Origin of the sequence: Variovorax boronicumulans (assembly GCF_040544675.1) — a bacterium.
Classification (GTDB): Bacteria; Pseudomonadota; Gammaproteobacteria; order Burkholderiales; family Burkholderiaceae_C; genus Variovorax; species Variovorax boronicumulans_D.
On record NZ_JBEPKK010000008.1, the window covers coordinates 156,218 to 169,186 of the forward strand.

The following is a 12,969-nucleotide window of genomic DNA, read 5'->3' on the forward strand; positions in this document are numbered from 1 at the left end:
CGAGCGGCTAAAGCGCTTCCTGAATCGCCTGCTGCATGCACCGCGTGATGCCGCGCACCGCCACCGAATCGGGCCTGCCCGCGAAGCGCAGCGCGCGCACCGGCACCGGGATGTGCGGCTCCAGCATGAGCACGTCGACCTTTTCGCGGTCCGCCGACAGCGCGGTGCAGCCGTCGACCAGCGCCACGCCCAGGCCGTGGTGCGCCATGGCCAGCGCCGCGTGGTAGGTCTGCACCGTCACCACCGCCTGCTGGAAACCGACGCCGGCCTGCCGGCAGGCCTGGCTGAGGCTGGTGCCGACGGGGTCGCGGCTGTCGAGGCCGATCACCGGGCGGTCGACCAGGTCGTGCAGCGCCACCGAGCCGTTGCGCACCAGCGCGCGCGGCAACATGCCCTTGGGCGCGATGCACACCATGCGGCTGTCGGCCAGCGTCTCCTGCGTGAGCGACGGGTGCACCACGGGGCTGAAAGCGAAGCCCACGTCGGCCTCCTGCAGCAGCAGCGCCGACATGATCTGCGGCGAGTGCAGCGACTCGACCGAAATCGCATAGCCCGGATGCTTTTCGCGAAAGGCCTTGAGCGCGCGCGGCAATATCTCGTAGCTCAGCGCGAGCACGCTCAGGATGCGCAGCTCGCCCGTGTCGCTGCCGGCCTTGAGGTTGGACGCGAGCCGCTGCACCTCGTCCAGCTGCGCGAACAGGCGCTCGATGTGCGGGTACAGCGTGAGCGCCTCGGTGGTCGGCGTGAGCCGCCCCTTGGCGCGCTGGAACAGCGGAAAGCCCAGTTGCAGCTCGGCATGCTGCAAGGTGCGGCTCACCGCCGGCTGCGTGATGTTGATGAGCCGCGCCGCCGCGCTCACGCTGCCGGTGAGCATGATCGCGTTGAAGACCTCGATGTGGCGCAGCCGCATGGCCGTATCAGTTGGCGCCGGTCTTGCCCCGGGCGATGTCCATCACCATGCGCGTGGCCAGGTACAGGCGCGGCTCGATGGAATCGAGCAGCACGTATTCGGCGTCGGCCGAGTGCGCGCCAAAGCCCTGCAGGCCGAAGCGCTCCACCACGGGCGCCTTGGTCTTGAGCGAGGCAAAGGCGGCATCGGTGCCGCCGCCGGCGGCCTTGTCGTCGGCGCCCAGCGGACGGCCGAGCTCGTCCTTGTAAATGGCCTGCGCATGCTTGGCGAACGCGACCGAGGCGGCAGTGGCTTCGAGCGGCGGACGGCGGCGCTCGAACTTGAGCTCGACCTTGGCTTCGGGAATCAGCTGCTTCTTCACGCGCTCGTTGACCTGCTGCTCGATGCGGTCGTAGTCGGCCACCTTGAGCACGCGCACGTCGGCGCCTGCGGTGGCCGATGCCGGAATCACGTTGCGGTTGCTGCCCGACTTGGAGATGGTCCAGTTCATCTTCAAACCCGTCGCCGGGTCGGAGAGGTCGCGCATCTGCAGGATCTGGTGCGAGAGCTCGTACAGCGCGTTCACGCCCAGCTCCGGCGCCGAGCCCGCATGCGAAGCCTTGCCGGTAACGTTCAGCGTGACCGAGGCGATGCCCGCGGTGGCCAGCGAGAGCTTGTCGTCCTTGATGGAGGCGCCCTCGAAGGACATCACCGCATCGTGCTCGCCGCCGAGGCGCGTGAGGAGCGCGCGCGAACCGGGTGAGCTGATCTCTTCGTCGCCGTTGATCAGCACGGTGAGCGTGCCGTATTCCTTGAACTTCATCGCCTGCAGCATGGCCACCGTGTGCGTGATGACGGCCACGCCCTGCTTGTCGTCGGAGATGCCCAGGCCGTAGGCCTTGTCGCCGTCGATGCGGAAGGGCTGCTTGTTGAGCATGCCGATGGTGTAGACCGTGTCCATGTGCGCGATGAGCATGATCTTCTTCGTGCCCGTGCCCTTGAAGGTGGCGCGCACCACGCGGCCGACTTTCTCGGGCGTGTCTTCCATGCGGTAGGCCTCGGCGCTCGGATCGATCAGCTCGACCTCGCCGCCCAGCGCCTTGAACTTCGCGGCGATGAGGTCGGAGATTTTTTCCAGCCCTTCGAGGTCGCGGCTGCCCGATTCGATGGAGACCAGTTCTTTCAGCGTGTCGAGCAGCGCAGGTTTTTCTTTCGCGGCGAGCGCGGCGATGCCGGCATCGGGGGCGGCGAAGGCGGTGCCCAGAAAGGCAGCGCAGACGGCGGCGAGCAGGAATTGGCGGGGATTGCGTGTCATGGGGCTGGTTGTTCTCCGGTTCGTTGTCTTTTGTCGATGGCGCGGCGGATCAATGCGCCTTGTCCCAGTTGGGACCGATGCCGATCTCCGCCAGCAGCGGCACCTTGAGGTCGGCCACGCCGGCCATCAGGCGCGGGATTTCGGTGCGCACCCATTCGACTTCGGCCTCGGGCACTTCGAACACCAGTTCGTCGTGCACCTGCATGATCATCTTGGTGGCGCGCTTCTCTTCGTCAAGCACGTTTTGTACCTTGACCATGCTGAGCTTGATGAGGTCGGCGGCCGTGCCTTGCATGGGCGCATTGATGGCCGCGCGCTCGGCGCCGCCGCGGCGCGGACCGTTGGGCGAGTTGATCTCGGGCAGGTACAGGCGCCGGCCGAACACGGTCTCCACATAGCCCTGCTCCTTGGCGAGCGCCTTGGTCTCGTCCATGTACGCCTTCACGCCCGGGTAGCGCGCAAAGTAGCGCTCGATGTACGAGGCCGCGGCCTTGGTCTCGATGCCCAGGTTGCGCGCCAGGCCGAAGCTGCTCATGCCGTAGATGAGCCCGAAGTTGATGACCTTCGCATAGCGGCGCTGCTCGCTCGACACCTGGTCGGGCGTGGAGCCGAACACTTCGGCGGCCGTCGCGCGGTGCACGTCGATGCCTTCTGTGAAGGCGCGCAGCAACGACGCGTCGCCGCTGATGTGGGCCATGATGCGCAGCTCGATCTGCGAGTAGTCGGCGCTGGCGATCACGCTGCCCGCGGGCGCCACGAAGGCCTCGCGCACGCGGCGGCCTTCGGGCGTGCGGATCGGGATGTTCTGCAGGTTGGGGTCGTTGCTGCTCAGGCGGCCCGTGACGGCCACGGCCTGCGCATAGTGTGTGTGGACGCGGCCGGTGCGCGGGTTGGCCAGCTGGCCGAGCTTGTCGGTGTAGGTGCCCTTGAGTTTCGAGAGGCCGCGGTGCTCGAGGATCTTGGCCGGGAGGGGATAGTCCTCAGCAAGTTTTTCGAGCACTTCTTCATCGGTGCTGGGCGCGCCGCTCGGCGTTTTCTTGACCACCGGCAAGCCCAGCTTGGTGAAGAAGATCTCGCCGATCTGCTTGGGCGAACCGAGGTTGAAGGGCTGGCCCGCGATCTCGTAGGCCTCCTGCTCCAGCGCCATGATGCGCGTGCCCAGTTCGTGGCTCTGCGCGGCGAGCGTCGGGCTGTCGATCAGCACGCCGTTGCGCTCCACGCGGTAGAGCGCCTCGCTCGAATCCATCTCCAACTGGTAGACGAAACGAAGTTTTTCGTCGGCTTCGAGCTGGGGCCACAGCGTGCGGTGCACGTCGAGCGTCTGGTCGCTGTCTTCGCAGGAGTATTCGGCGGCCTTGGCGATGTCGACCTGGCTGAAGGAGATCTGATGCGCGCCCTTGCCGCACAGATCTTCGTACGAGATGCCGCTGCGGCCCAGGTGGCGCTCGGCCAACGATGCCAGCCCGTGCGGCTTGTGCACTTCGAGCACGTAGCTCTGCAGCATGGTGTCGTGGGCGTAGCCCTGCACCTCGATGCCGTGGTTGGCGAACACATGGCGGTCGTACTTGATGTGCTGGCCCAGCTTCTTCTTGTCGCCGTTCTCCAGCCAGGGCTTGAGCTTCGCAAGCACCTCGTCGATGGGCAATTGCGCGGGCGCATCGGGGTAGTTGTGCGCGAGCGGTATGTAGGCGGCCTCGCCGGGCTCGACGCTGAAGCTCACGCCCACGATCTGCGCGACCATTTCGTCGAGCGATGTGGTCTCGGTGTCCACGGCCGCAAGCTCGGCGGCTTCGAGCCGCGCGAGCCAGGTGTCGAACTGTTCCCAGGTGGTGATGGTGTCGTACTTGAGGTTGCTCGCGGGCGCGGCGGCATCGAGCGCGCTCAGGTCCGAGGGCTCGTCGAACAGGCCGCCCTGGTCGGTGTTGGACTTGGCGGTTTTCTTCTTGATGTTTTCCTCGATCAGCTCGGGCGGCACCGCCTGCGCTTCGAGCGACTTCACCAGGCTCTTGAAACCGAACTTCTCGTAGAAGGGCTTGAGCTGCTCGGTCTGCGGCGCGCTGACCGGCAAGGCTTCGAGCGAGGGCAGGCCGGTGACGTGGCCTTCGAGATCGCAGTCGGTGCGGATGGTGACCAAGCGCCGGCTCAGGGGCAGCTTGTCGAGCGCCTTGCGCAGGTTCTCGCCTGCGGCGCCCTTCACTTCGGCGGCGCGCTCGACCAGCGCATCGAGCGAGCCGTATTCGAGCAGCCACTTGGCGGCTGTCTTGGGGCCGACCTTTTCGACGCCGGGCACGTTGTCGACCGAATCGCCCACCAGCGTCTGGTAATCGACCATCAGGTTGGGCGGCACGCCGAACTCGGCCGTCACGCCCGCCACGTCGCGCTTCTTGCCGTTCATCGTGTCGATGATGGTGATGTGCTCGTCGACCAGCTGGCTCAGGTCCTTGTCGCCGCTGGAGACGATCACCTCGATGCCCTGCGCGGCGGCGATCTTGGCGAGCGTGCCGATCACGTCGTCGGCCTCCACGTCGGGCACGCTGAGCACCGGCCAGCCCAAGAGCTTCACCACTTCGTGGATGGGGTCGATCTGGCTGCGCAGGTCGTCGGGCATCGGCGAACGGTTGGCCTTGTATTCGGGATACCAGTCGTCGCGAAAGGTCTTGCCGGGGGCGTCGAAGATGCAGGCCGCGTAGTCGGCGCGCACCTCGCGGCGCAGCGCGGTCATCATGTTGATCATTCCGCGGATGGCGCCGGTGGCCGGGCTCTTGGGGTCGCCGGGCACGGCGCGCAGGTCGGGCATGGCGTGGAAGGCCCGGTACAGGTAGCTCGAGCCATCGACGAGCAGCAGCGTTTTCTTGTCGGTCATCGGGCCATTTTGCCGTGCCCCGGGCGGCGCATGGCACCACAGCGGCCGCGCTGCGCACCGACGCCCCCGAAGCGGGGTGCGAGCCTACAATCCGCGGATGCCCAGCTCCACACTCCTGATTGCCCGCCGCATCCTGCTGGCGCTCGCCTTTGCCGCACCCTTTGCCGCCGCGCACGCGCAGTCCGCGCCGGCCGCCATCCCGGCGCCCGCGGAACCGCTACAAAATCAGGAGCAGGCCGACGGCCGGCGCAACCAGAAGGTGGAGCACATCCACACGGAAGACAGTGGTGCCTCGGTCGACGAAGTCCGCTACGGCGGCCGCACCCAGAGCATCAACGTCAAGCCCAAGTCGAACATGCCGGGCTACGAAGTCCTGCCCAACGACGCCGGCACGGCCCGCGGATCGAACGACTCGAACGCCACCGGCAACGGCGCCCGCGTCTGGAACGTGATGAAGTTCTGACCCGTGCCTTCGCAGCTCCTGTTCACCGCATTTCCAGCTCTTCGCTGAGCACCCCCATGGCAGTTTTTACCGAAGTCGAGTTCGGCGAGGCGGACGCGCTCGTCCAGCGCCTGGGCATGGGCGCGCTGCGCGAGTTGCGCGGCATCGAGGGCGGCATCGAGAACACCAACTACTTCGCGACCACCGAGTCCGGCGAGTTCGTGCTCACCCTGTTCGAGCGCCTGAGCGCCGAGCAGCTGCCCTACTACCTTTGCCTCATGAAGCACCTGGCGGCCGGCGGCCTCCCGGTGCCGGCGCCCGTGGCCGACCCGGCCATGGCGCCGCCCCAGGGCCACGCGCTGACCTTGGCCGCCAATGCGCCCTGCGAGCTGCTCCACCGGGTGGCCGGCAAGCCGGCGGCGCTGGTGCAACGGCTCTCGGGCCACAGCGAACTTGCCCCCGGGCCGGCCCATTGCGCCGAGCTGGGCGCGATGCTGGCGCGCATGCACATCGGCGCGCGCGACTTTCCGCGCATCCAGCCGAACCTGCGCGGCCTGGCCTGGTGGAACGACACCGTGCCGGTGGTGCTGCCCTACATCGACGAATCGCAGGCCGCGCTGTTGCGCGCCGAGCTGGCCTACCAGAACCACATCGCCGAATCGTCGGCCTATGCGGCGCTGCCGCGCGGCCCGGTGCATGCGGACATGTTCCGCGACAACGTGATGTTCGCCTCCGGCGACGAACCGGGCGCGGCGCCGCGCCTGACCGGCGTGTTCGACTTTTATTTCGCCGGCACCGACACCTGGCTGTTCGACCTTTCGGTGTGCCTGAACGACTGGGCCATCGACCTGTCTACGGGCGAACACGATGCCGAACGCGCCGGCGCCCTGCTCTCGGCCTACGAAAGCGTGCGCCCGCTGAACGCCGCCGAGCGCGCGCTGCTGCCCGCGATGCTGCGCGCCGCGGCGCTGCGCTTCTGGATCTCGCGCCTCTGGGACTTCCACCTGCCGCGCGAGGCCAGCATGCTCAAGCCCCACGATCCCACGCACTTCGAGCGCGTGCTGCGCGAGCGCTCCACCCACCCGCATGCCATGGCACCGGCCTCGGAGCCGCTCATGGCCGCATGATCCGCAACACATGAAACTCAATATCGTGCCGGCGCGAACCGGCGTCGAGTGGGTCCGCCTCGGGTTCAAGACCTTCTGGCGGCAGCCGCTGGCCTTTATCTCGCTGTTCTTTCTGCTGATGGCGTTGATCTCGATGGCGTCGGTGCTGCCGCTGATCGGCAGCCTGATCGCTCCCATCCTGCTGCCCTTCATGACGCTGGGCATGATGGTCGCGACCTCGGTGGCCTTCACCGACAACGCCGATGTCCTGGGCCCCGAGGGAGAAGCCAAGCGGCCCGCGGGCTCCACGATGTTCGTGGCGGTGATCGCCGCAATGCGGACCGAATGGCGCTCGCTGGTGGTGCTGGGCGTGATCTCGGCGGTGTACTTCGTACTCGCGGTGATGCTCACGGCGCTGGTCGACGGCGGCCAGCTCATGCGCGCCTACCTGATCGACGAAACGATCACGCCCGAAATCATGGCCAGCAGCGACTTTCAGATGGCACGCCTGCTGCTGATGTTCCTCAACCTGCCGCTGTCGCTGGCGATGTGGCACGCACCGGCGCTGGTGCACTGGCATCGCGTGGAGCCGGTGAAGAGCATCTTCTTCAGCATCGTGGCGCTGTTTCGCAACTTCGGCGCCTATGCGCTCTTCGGCCTTGCATGGCTGGGCGTGTTGCTGCTGGCAGGCATCGCGATGGGCCTGGTGGCCACGGTGCTGGTGGGCGTCGGCGCGCTGGGCGCCGGCGGCGCGGCCGTGGCGGTCGGCAACATCCTGATGATCGGCACCGCGCTGGTGCTGGCAGCCATGTCGCTGAGCTCGACCTGGTTCACCTTCCGCGACAGCTTCAATCCGAACTGATCCGGCCGACCCGGCAGCCAACGAGGCGCGCCGCGGTCATTCCGCCGCCCTGTCCTTGCGCAGGCTCGCAAACAGCGACCACGCCATGCCGGCCAGCAAGAGCAGGCCTACCCCCAGCGCACCCCAGAGCCACCATTGGCGCGACAGGTCCTCTGGCGCCGGCACGGGCACCAGTGCGGCGGCTGCCACGGCGGCCTCGACCGCAGCCACCGGCAAGGTGACCGAAGCCCCATCGGCCACGACGGGCTTGTCCGCCGCATACCCGGGAATCAAGGTCGCCAGCGCGAGCGGCGCGCCGGGCGCGGCGCCTTGCACGGTGCCCGCGGTGTCGGGCGCGGCATTCCAGGCCAGCGAGAACGGCGCCCCACCCTGCGCGAGGAACACCAGCGCGCGCGGCGCCGCCCCCACGGCCATCGTCGGCGGCGTGGCGCCCAGCACGCTCACCGGGCCGGAGGTGCGAAGGCGCAGGCGCGAATACACCGCGCCGTCGAGTGCCAGCACGGGCGACCGGGCCTCGCCGCCGGCCTGCGCAAGGCGGTAGACCACGGTGTCGAGCAACGGGACCTCGCCGGGGCCGGTGGGAAGGACTGTGCGGCGTTGCTGGTGGCGCAGGGCATAGAGCGGGTTGCGCGACACATGCGGCGCAGCGGTTGCCGACGACGCGGGCGCGGCATCGATCAGGCCCGACACACCGACCTGCGCCAGCGTGTTGATGTCGGCCAGGTCGATGCGCAGGCTCTGCACCGGCAGGCCGCGCGGCAGCAGGTAGTCGCAGTAGTCGGCGGCGCAGCGCTCGGGCCTGAGCGCTGCGGACCATTCGAGCGGCGCCACCGGCTCGACCGCCTGCACGCTGTCGATCTCTGTCTTCGTGATCGGTGCGCCGTGCTGCGGGTCGGTCCAGCGCAGGCGCAGGAAGCGGGTGCGCAGGCTGCCCAGGTCGACCGCCAGGCGTTCGATGGTCTGGCCGCCATGAGCCAGGCGCACCAGCTGTTCTTCGCCGCCGACCGGGCGCCACCGCCGCAGGTCGTCGCTGGCCTCCAGGCGGAAGGCGAACAGGCCGCGTGCCTCGGGCGCGATCTCGAAGCGGGCCTGCAGCAGGCTGCCCTTGACCTGGCTCACGTCGATGAGCCATTCCGCCGCATCGTTCGCCGCGCGTTCGGCGGCAGCCTTGCCTCCGCTCAGCGCGAGCGAGCCGTCGGGCCGCACCGAGAACGCGAGCACGGGATCGCCGGTCGCGGCACCTGTTGCGCTGCCGGGCAACGCGAAGAACGGCACCGCTTGCGAGGCGGTGCGCGGCATGGCGGCTTCGTTGCCCAGCCACGCGTAGGGCACGGCATGCCCTGCTGCGTTGCGCACGCGCAGATCGCGCAGGTCTTCGTAGGCGGTGCGGCTGTAGATGGACAGCGGCAGCGTGAGCCGGTGGTAGGGCCCCGGGCCCTGCAAGGCGATGGGCGCGGAGATGACCGGCTGCGCCTGTGCAGCACCCGCACCCGCCATCACCGCGGCGAGGACGATGCGCGTGACATGGCGCTTCATGCGGCACCTCCTTCGGCCGGCGCCTTCTCTTCGTTCGGCAGCGCCTCTTGCGCTTCTTCTTTCTTCGGCGGCACCGGCGCGAAGTACCCCACGAGCAGCAGCAAGGCCCCCACCGCGATGAACGACACGATGCGGAACAACCCGCCACGGTCCGCCAGTTCGACGAAGAACAGCTTCAGCACGACCACCCCGAGCAGCGCCGCACCGGCGATCCACAAGGTGCGCACCCGGCGCCCGTGGCCGAGCACCATCGCGACCACGCCGCAGACGGCCCACGTGATCGACAGCGCCGCCTGCGTGAGCCACGAGGCATAGAGCGCATCGAAGCGCCATTCCACGCCCGCATAGTGGTGGCAGGTGCGCAGCACCATGCCGGTCAGCAGCGCGAGCCCCGTGAAGCCGAGCGCACCCTTGGCAACCATCGGCTGCACGCGCGCGAACGAGCCTGCCGGCAACGCGCGCCACCAGAGCACCAGCGCGAACAGAACCAGCCATTGCGCCAGTTCCAGCGGATTGAGCAACGGCACATAAGGCAGCGGCGCCGCATCGCCGGGGCTGACGGCGTTGGTGATCCAGACCCAGGCGAGCAGGTAGGCCGCCACCGGCATGGCCGCCAGTTCGAGGTAGGCGCCGCGGTATTCGGTGAGCGGCCAGCGTTGCAGCAGCACGCGCGAGCGCAGCGCCCACAGCGCAAGCGCCGGCACCATCGCCCAGCCCAGCAACTGCCAGCTCGACCACTCGGCGCCGATGCGGCCGAGTTGCCATTGGCATTCGCGCGCCGCGAGCAGCAGGAAGAGCCAGAAGCCAGCGACGTGGAACGGCGTGAGCGCCGACACGCCGAGCCAGCGCCTTTGCGCGTGCAAGAGGCGCAGATGCCACGCGAGCGCCAGCGGCCAGACGATCCAGCCGAGCGCGCTCGACGGCACGTAGAACAGCATGGCGTCACCCGTCACACCGCCCGCCACTCCACCGGCAATGACGCCAGCCGCCACCAGGCCGAAACCCGGCAGCGTGGCCAGCGTCGCCCGGCCCAGTTGCGACCAGTCGCGCCGGTGCGCCACCAGCGCGGACAGCGCCGAGGTCACCAGCACCACCGCCATCACGGCTGCGGGAACATAAATCGCCAGATCGTGGCGGGCCAGCACCCGGATGCTTTCAGCCAGCATGCCGAACAGCCACCAGCCCAGGCCCCAGACCACCGGCACCCACTGCACCACCGGGTTCGCGCACCAGGCATTGACCCAGCGCTTGCGCGCCGCGCCGACCGGCTCGCCCCCTCGAGGCCGCGCCTCGTCGCGCAGCCGGTCGCCGGCCAGCAGCGCAGTCAGGCCCATCACCACCGGCGTCCAGAAGCCCAGGTGCGCGAAGGCCGGGCGCGCCGTGCCGTCGTCGAACACTGCCAGCGAGACGAAAAGAAATGCGGACACCGCATGCAGCAGGCCCGCCAACGCAGCGAGCGGCCCGTGCGCCATGCGCAGCGCCACCCACAGCACCACCGTGGCGGTCAGCGGCCACAGCAGCGCGGCCTGCGCGAGGCTGACCTGGAACAGCATCGCCAGGTGCAGCAGGCTCACGCCCGCGAGCACGCCCACCACATTGCCCAACGACCATACCGGCTGCACGCCGCGCGCCAAGGCGGCGCGATGCGCCTGCAGCATCGACCAGGCGGTGCTGCCGAGCACGCTGAGTGCGATCAGGCAGGCGGCCACCGCGCCCTGCCAGCCGCTTTCCAGCGCCTGGTTGCCGCTGGCATCGCCCGTGCGATGCAGCGTGGCGACAAAGCCCGCCACCGCCAGCGCCTGCATGCCGAAGCTCACATGAGTCAGCGGCAGCAACGCGAAGCGCACAGCGACCGCGAAAGTGAGCGACGCGAGCACGGCGGTCGCCGCAGCCGCCCAGGGCGGGGTGAACCATTGCCACAGCAGCAGTGTGAGCGCGGCCATGCCCAGCCACGGCAAGGCGCTGCCGACCAGCGCTTCGAGGCTGCCGCCTTCATCGAGCTTCGCGCGGCGGTGAATGGCCCACATTGCGAAGGCGCTCACCGCCACCAGCAGCGGCCCGATGACCGAACCCTGCAGCAGCGGATGCCCCGCGGCCGCATCGACCTGCGTGGCTTCGAGCAGCTTCCACACCGCACCGGCGAACACCAGGAAAGAGAAAGCGCGCGCATACACGCGCCCCTGTCGCACGCCCAGCCAGTACATGCCGGCCGCCTCGACCGCCCATGCCGCGCCGGTCCACCGCCCTTCGAGCCCGAGCGGAATGGCCAGCGTGCCGAAGATCACGCCGACGATGGCGTAGGCCTCGGCCAGCAGCGCCAGGCCCTTGGGCTGCGTGGCGAACACCAGCCGGCCCATCACGAGGTAGAAGGCCGCGAGCGCCATCGCAGAGAAGGCGGCGCCGTATTCCCACGGACGCATCAGCAGCACCTGCATGCCGAAGGCGACCATCGGCGTGCCGAACACCAGCGCGCTGTCGACGCGGCCGGCGCGGCGCAGCGTGTCGAGCGCGCGCGTGGCCAGCGGTTGCGCAGGCTGCACCGGCGCATCGAACAGCGTGCGGCGCGCAAAGAACAGGCCGATGGCGGTGAACAGCAGGAAGAACACGATGAGGAAAGGCTGCACGATGCCGTACTGGTCGTCGGTGTAGTACTTGTGCGCCCACCCGGCCGCGAGCGTGAAGGTGCCGACAAAGCCGATCAGGCTGAGCACGCGCCAGGCCTTGAACCAGGCGATCAGCACGATGCCCACGTCGAGCACCAGCAGGTAGGTGAAGAGCCCCACGGGCTGGTTCGAGCCGGTCGACGACAGCACCGGCGCGGCAAAGCCTTCGAGCGCGGCGACGATGGCGAGCACTGGCGCGTTCTGCAACACGGCCAGCACGGCACTGAGCACCGCCACGCCGAAGAGAAAGGCGAAACCCACGCTGGCCGGCATGAGGCCGCTGAGCTTCATCGCCGCGAGCGTCGTGAGATAAAAAATGCCGATGCCCGCGCCCTGCAGGATCAGCGCATAGCCCGCCCGCTTGCGGCGCAGCAGCCAGCCCAGCGCCAGCAGGCCCGCGCCCACCAGGGCGACCGCGGCGTAGCGCAGTTCGATGGGCACGGTCACGCGTTCGGCCGTGTAGCGCAGCAGGAAGGCCAGGCCGAGAAAGAGAATCAGCACGCCGAGCTTCACCAGCATGTTGCCGCCGAAGATCAGGCTGGCGATGGGTGCGGGCAGGCGGTCGCGCAGCGGCACCGCAGGCGGTGGCGGCGGCGGGGGTGGGCGGCGGACCGGCGGCGCAACGGCGACCGGCGGCTTGGGTGGTGCGACGGTTTCCGGCGGGCGCGGCGCCGCGGGCGTCTCGGCGGCGTCGGGGGCATCGGGTGCAGGCAGAGCTTCAGCCAGCGGCGCCTTGGCAACGGCGATTGGCAACGGTGCCTGCATCGTGGAAACATGCGGTGGCGCGATCCCGGCCGCCTGAGATGCCGGCTGCCCCAGCGGCAGCGAAGGCGATCCGGCGCTCGGCGTGCCGGCCATCGACGTCGCAAGATCGCCGGCCTGCAGGGCGGCCGGAGCGGCGGCGGCTTCTTGCGCGCCCTGCGCGAGCCGGCGTTCGAGCTGGCCGACGCGCGCCTCCAGTTCCGCCACCCGCTGCTGCAGCCCGAGCATGCCGCCCGCGGGAGCACCGGTGGCCGGTGTGCCGGCGGCGCGGCCGTCTGCGGCTGCCTCAGCGATTCCGTCAGCGAGGCCGCCTTCAGCCTCGGTCCGCTGCGGCGCGGTTTTTTTCTTCTTGCCGAACATCTGCGGGAATGCGATGGCGCCCACAACCGCGAGGACCAGCGCCACAGGCACCGATTCGAACAGCGCCCCGATGAACAGGCCGGCAATCATGCCAATGAACCACATCCCGAACTCCCCTTGTTTGGCGAGTCCGGAGTGTACGTTCGATCCCGGCTGAAACTGCGGCGACGC

8 protein-coding genes are annotated in these 12,969 nt (G+C 69.0%); 3 read left to right on the forward strand and 5 right to left on the reverse strand.

Features of this window, described 5'->3' with window-relative positions; translation table 11 throughout:
• Positions 1-7: 7 nt before the first annotated feature.
• The 3 genes from ABIC90_RS16115 to polA are packed head-to-tail and all read right to left on the reverse strand — an operon-like array spanning position 8 to position 5,067.
• Positions 8-910, reverse strand: coding sequence for a LysR family transcriptional regulator (locus ABIC90_RS16115; RefSeq protein ID WP_354355601.1), 903 nt, complete (start codon positions 908-910; stop codon positions 8-10).
• Positions 911-917: 7 nt separating this feature from the next.
• Entirely contained in the window at positions 918-2,204 is a 1,287-nt protein-coding gene (locus ABIC90_RS16120) for a M20/M25/M40 family metallo-hydrolase (RefSeq protein WP_354355603.1), read from the reverse strand.
• 49 nt (positions 2,205-2,253) lie between these two features.
• Entirely contained in the window at positions 2,254-5,067 is a 2,814-nt protein-coding gene (polA, locus tag ABIC90_RS16125; protein WP_354355605.1) for a DNA polymerase I, read from the reverse strand.
• A gap of 97 nt (positions 5,068-5,164) precedes the next feature.
• Here polA and ABIC90_RS16130 point away from each other — a divergent pair, with 97 nt between their 5' ends.
• The 3 genes from ABIC90_RS16130 to ABIC90_RS16140 are packed head-to-tail and all read left to right on the forward strand — an operon-like array spanning position 5,165 to position 7,477.
• Positions 5,165-5,530 (forward strand): hypothetical protein, encoded by a 366-nt coding sequence (locus tag ABIC90_RS16130; RefSeq protein WP_354355607.1) that lies wholly within the window; start codon positions 5,165-5,167, stop codon positions 5,528-5,530.
• 56 nt (positions 5,531-5,586) lie between these two features.
• Complete coding sequence (locus ABIC90_RS16135; protein ID WP_354355609.1) at positions 5,587-6,636, forward strand: homoserine kinase; 1,050 nt, start codon at positions 5,587-5,589, stop codon at positions 6,634-6,636.
• A 10-nt stretch (positions 6,637-6,646) separates the two neighbouring features.
• Positions 6,647-7,477 carry a BPSS1780 family membrane protein gene (locus ABIC90_RS16140; protein WP_354355611.1) on the forward strand — a complete coding sequence of 277 codons (831 nt, stop codon included), beginning with the start codon at positions 6,647-6,649 and terminating at the stop codon, positions 7,475-7,477.
• Between the two features lie 36 nt (positions 7,478-7,513).
• On the opposite strand, the gene ABIC90_RS16145 is transcribed toward ABIC90_RS16140, so the two are convergent.
• Both ABIC90_RS16145 and ABIC90_RS16150 read right to left on the reverse strand, forming a co-directional pair.
• Complete coding sequence (locus ABIC90_RS16145) at positions 7,514-9,013, reverse strand: DUF3999 domain-containing protein (protein WP_354355613.1); 1,500 nt, start codon at positions 9,011-9,013, stop codon at positions 7,514-7,516.
• Entirely contained in the window at positions 9,010-12,903 is a 3,894-nt protein-coding gene (locus tag ABIC90_RS16150) for a DUF2339 domain-containing protein (RefSeq protein ID WP_354355615.1), read from the reverse strand. Before ABIC90_RS16150 ends, ABIC90_RS16145 begins: the two co-directional genes overlap by 4 nt.
• Positions 12,904-12,969 lie beyond the last annotated feature (66 nt).

Bases quoted from the DNA above. Each gene is read 5' to 3' on its own strand.
- ABIC90_RS16115 (WP_354355601.1), bottom strand. From the start codon at position 910: ATGCGGCTGCGCCACATCGAGGTCTTCAACGCGATCATGCTCACCGGC.
- ABIC90_RS16120 (WP_354355603.1), bottom strand. From the start codon at position 2,204: ATGACACGCAATCCCCGCCAATTCCTGCTCGCCGCCGTCTGCGCTGCC.
- polA (WP_354355605.1), bottom strand. From the start codon at position 5,067: ATGACCGACAAGAAAACGCTGCTGCTCGTCGATGGCTCGAGCTACCTG.
- ABIC90_RS16130 (WP_354355607.1), top strand. From the start codon at position 5,165: ATGCCCAGCTCCACACTCCTGATTGCCCGCCGCATCCTGCTGGCGCTC.
- ABIC90_RS16135 (WP_354355609.1), top strand. From the start codon at position 5,587: ATGGCAGTTTTTACCGAAGTCGAGTTCGGCGAGGCGGACGCGCTCGTC.
- ABIC90_RS16140 (WP_354355611.1), top strand. From the start codon at position 6,647: ATGAAACTCAATATCGTGCCGGCGCGAACCGGCGTCGAGTGGGTCCGC.
- ABIC90_RS16145 (WP_354355613.1), bottom strand. From the start codon at position 9,013: ATGAAGCGCCATGTCACGCGCATCGTCCTCGCCGCGGTGATGGCGGGT.
- ABIC90_RS16150 (WP_354355615.1), bottom strand. From the start codon at position 12,903: ATGTGGTTCATTGGCATGATTGCCGGCCTGTTCATCGGGGCGCTGTTC.